The sequence below is a fragment of the Micromonospora sp. NPDC049580 genome, from assembly GCF_040675595.1.
GTDB lineage: Bacteria > Actinomycetota > Actinomycetes > Mycobacteriales > Micromonosporaceae > Micromonospora.
This window is the reverse complement of record NZ_JBFAPG010000554.1, coordinates 1-3,839: the sequence shown is the minus strand read 5'-3', so window position 1 is coordinate 3,839 and position 3,839 is coordinate 1. Positions and strand designations below refer to the sequence as shown.

At 71.2% G+C, this 3,839-nt stretch carries 3 protein-coding genes; 2 read left to right on the top strand and 1 reads right to left on the bottom strand.

Translation table 11 applies throughout. The features are described from left to right. Positions 1-329, bottom strand: a 329-nt coding sequence (locus AB0J68_RS28925) for a hypothetical protein (RefSeq protein WP_354859740.1), incomplete at its 3' end; no start/stop codon positions are given. A 178-nt stretch (positions 330-507) separates the two neighbouring features. On the opposite strand from AB0J68_RS28925, the gene lpdA reads away from it, so the two are divergent. After that, on the top strand, positions 508-1,899 hold the full coding sequence (gene lpdA, locus AB0J68_RS28920; protein WP_363941657.1) for a dihydrolipoyl dehydrogenase: 1,392 nt from the start codon (positions 508-510) through the stop codon (positions 1,897-1,899). 67 nt (positions 1,900-1,966) lie between these two features. Continuing rightward, positions 1,967-3,796, top strand: a complete 1,830-nt coding sequence (gene sucB / locus AB0J68_RS28915) for a 2-oxoglutarate dehydrogenase, E2 component, dihydrolipoamide succinyltransferase (RefSeq protein ID WP_363941655.1) — start codon at positions 1,967-1,969, stop codon at positions 3,794-3,796. The last annotated feature ends 43 nt before the right edge of the window (positions 3,797-3,839 follow it).

Sequence of the window (3,839 nt, the reverse complement as noted above, 5' to 3'; positions counted from 1 at the left end):
CAGTACTGGTCGGGTCGGCGCTTGCGCCGCTCGTTGAAGTCGCGCATCCGCTGCGGGTAGCCCATCAGCCGGACGTCGTACACCGGGATGCCCATCCGGTACGCGAAGCGCCGCGCGCCGTCCGGGCCGTCGATGCGGCGGCGCGTCCACTCCCCGTCGTCGGCGATCAGGATGACTGTGGTCTGGGTGACCGTCGTCCGGGGCTCGATGAACGCCTCGACGCCGCGCCGGCTGCGGATGAAGTTCGCGAGATGGTCCAGATCGCCGGGATCGGCCGCGCGGTCGTGGCTCAGCACACGCGCCTGCTTCCGGCGCCGGAACAACCCCACCGAACCGCTCCCCCACGTCATGTCATCGACAACGGTGCCAAGGGTACGTGTCGATGACGTGTCGTTGGGCACCTCACTACGCACCCTGTGCCCGGTGGTGACAAGATGACCGAGGTGGGGTGTGTCCGTGTTACCCCTCCGTGACCCCCGATGCAGTGACGCGACCTGGGAGTTGGACGTGAGCGAGCCGAACGAAGCGACCTTCGACATCGTCATCCTCGGAGGTGGCAGCGGCGGCTACGCGGCGGCGCTGCTCGCCGCCCAGCTGGACCTGTCCGTCGCGCTGATCGAGAAGGGCAAGCTCGGCGGGACCTGCCTGCACAACGGCTGCATCCCGACCAAGGCGCTGCTGCACGCGGCGGAGATCGCCGACCAGACCCGCGAGTCGGAGCAGTTCGGTGTGAAGGCCGAGCTGGTCGGCGTCGACATGGCCGGCGTCAACTCGTACAAGGACGGCGTGATCTCCCGGCTGTACAAGGGTCTGCAGGGCCTGGTGGGCGGTTCGAAGAACATCACCTTCGTGGCCGGCGCCGGCAAGCTGGTCGGCAAGAACGTGGTCGAGGTGGACGGCAAGCGCTACACCGGCCGCAACATCGTCCTGGCCTCCGGCTCGTACGCCAAGAGCCTGCCCGGCCTGGAGGTCGACGGCGAGCGGATCATCACGAGCGACCACGCGCTGACCCTGGACCGGGTCCCCTCGTCGGTGATCGTCCTCGGCGGCGGTGTGATCGGCGTCGAGTTCGCCAGTGTGTGGAAGTCCTTCGGCGCGGACGTGACGATCGTCGAGGCGCTGCCTCGGCTGGTGGCCGCCGAGGACGAGGAGTCGTCCAAGGCTTTGGAGCGGGCGTTCCGCAAGCGGAAGATCAACTTCAAGGTCGGCAAGCCGTTCGAGAAGGTCGAGAAGACCGAGAACGGCGTCAAGCTGACCATCTCTGGCGGCGAGACCGTTGAGGCGGAGCTGCTGCTGGTCGCCGTCGGTCGCGGCCCGAACACCGCCAACCTCGGGTACGAGGAGCAGGGCGTCACGATGGACCGCGGCTACGTGCTGACCGACGAGCGGCTGCGCACCAGCGTCCCGAACGTCTACGCCGTCGGCGACATCGTGCCGGGCCTCCAGCTCGCGCACCGGGGCTTCCAGCAGGGCATCTTCGTCGCCGAGGAGATCGCCGGGCAGACCCCGGCCGTCATCGACGAGGTCGGCATCCCGCGGGTCACCTACTGCGACCCGGAGCTGGCGTCGGTGGGCCTGACCGAGGCGAAGGCCAAGGAGCAGTACGGGGCCGACAAGGTCCAGGCGTACAACTACTCGCTCGGCGGCAACGGCAAGAGCCAGATCCTCAAGACCACCGGCTTCGTGAAGCTGGTCCGGGTCGAGGACGGCCCGGTCGTCGGCGTCCACATGGTCGGCGCGCGGGTGGGTGAGCTGATCGGTGAGGCGCAGCTCATCTACAACTGGGAGGCCTACCCGGCCGAGGTCGCCCAGCTCGTGCACGCCCACCCGACCCAGAACGAGGCCCTGGGCGAGGCGCACCTGGCTCTCGCCGGCAAGCCGCTGCACGCGCACGCCTGATCACCCAAACCGCGGCGTCCGGCGACGGGCGAAGATCCCCCAAGGGGAATGAAGGAGTCTGGAGAACATGCCGGTATCGGTCACCATGCCCCGGCTCGGCGAGAGCGTCACCGAGGGCACCGTCACGCGCTGGCTCAAGCAGGAGGGCGACACGGTCGAGGTCGACGAGCCCCTGCTCGAGGTCTCGACCGACAAGGTCGACACCGAGATCCCGTCGCCCGCGGCGGGCGTGCTGAGCCGGATCGTGGTCGGCGAGGACGAGACCGCCGAGGTCGGTAGCGAGCTGGCCGTCATCGCCGGTGAGGGCGAGTCGACCGGTGGCGGCGAGGCCGCCGGTCAGGAGCAGGCCCCGGCCGAGTCGGCGGAGCCGGCCGCCGAGCCGACGGCCGCCGCCGAGGGCGCCGCCGACGAGGTGGCGCAGGACCAGACCCCGGCCGAGACGCCGGCTCCGGCCGCCGCGCCGTCGGGCGAGGGCACCGCGGTGAAGATGCCGGCCCTGGGTGAGAGCGTCACCGAGGGTACGGTCACCCGCTGGCTCAAGCAGGTCGGCGACACCATCGAGGTGGACGAGCCGCTGCTGGAGGTCTCCACCGACAAGGTGGACACGGAGATCCCGTCGCCGGTCGCCGGCACGGTGCTGGAGATCAAGGTCGCCGAGGACGAGACCGCCGACGTCGGCGCCGACCTGGCGATCATCGGCGTCGCCGGTGGAGCCCCCGCTCAGGCCAAGCCCGAGCCGAAGCCCGAGCCGAAGGCGGAGGCCGCGCCGGCGCCGAAGCCGGAGCCGAAGGTCGAGGAGCCCACCCCGGGCATGTCGTACAACGAGCCGGCCGCCGAGGCGGAGACCTCGGCGCAGCCGGCGCAGGCCGAGCAGGCGGCTCAGCCGTCCGGGCCGACCGCCGCGCCGCAGCGCCCGTCCGCCCCGGCGCCGGGTGGCGGCGAGGAGGCCGCCGGGTACGTCACCCCGCTGGTCCGCAAGCTGGCCAGCGAGCACGGCGTCGACCTGGGCTCGCTCAACGGCACCGGCGTGGGTGGCCGGATCCGCAAGCAGGACGTCCTCGACGCGGCCGAGAAGGCGAAGGCCGCCAACGCCGCGCCGGCTCCGGCGGCACAGCCGGCCGCCACCGCGCCGGCCGCGACCAAGCCGGCCGCGAAGCCGCAGCCGAGCGGCAAGCGGGGCACCACGGAGAAGCTCCCCCGGATCCGCAAGGCCATCGCCAAGCGGCTGCACGAGTCGCTGCACGAGATGGCGCAGCTCACCACTGTGGTCGAGGTGGACGTCACCCGGGTCGCCAAGCTGCGGGCACAGGCGAAGGACTCCTTCGTGCAGCGGCACGGCGTGAAGCTGTCCTTCCTGCCGTTCTTCGCCCTCGCCGCCGTCGAGGCGCTCCAGACGTACCCGATCGTCAACGCTCGGATGGACCTTGAGGCTGGCACGATCACCTACCCGGAGGCGGAGCACCTCGGCATCGCGGTGGACACCGAGCGGGGCCTGCTGACGCCGGTCATCCACAACGCCGGCGACCTCAACCTGGGCGGCATCGCCAAGCGGGTCGCGGACCTGGCCGAGCGGACCCGGACCAACAAGGTCAGCCCGGACGAGCTGGCCGGGGCGACCTTCACGCTGACCAACACGGGCAGCCGGGGCGCGCTCTTCGACACCCCGATCGTGCCGTCGCCGCAGTCGGCGATGCTCGGCACGGGTGCCGTGGTCAAGCGGCCGGTCGTGGTCAACGACCCGGAGCTGGGCGAGGTCGTCGCGGTCCGGTCGATGGTCTACCTGGCCATGTCCTACGACCACCGGCTGATCGACGGCGCCGACGCGGCGCGCTTCCTGACCGCGGTCAAGGAGCGGCTGGAGGCCGGCAACTTCGAGTCGGAGCTGGGCCTGGCCTGATCCCACGCCAACGCCGAAAGGGCGCCCCGGTCGTCGACCGGGG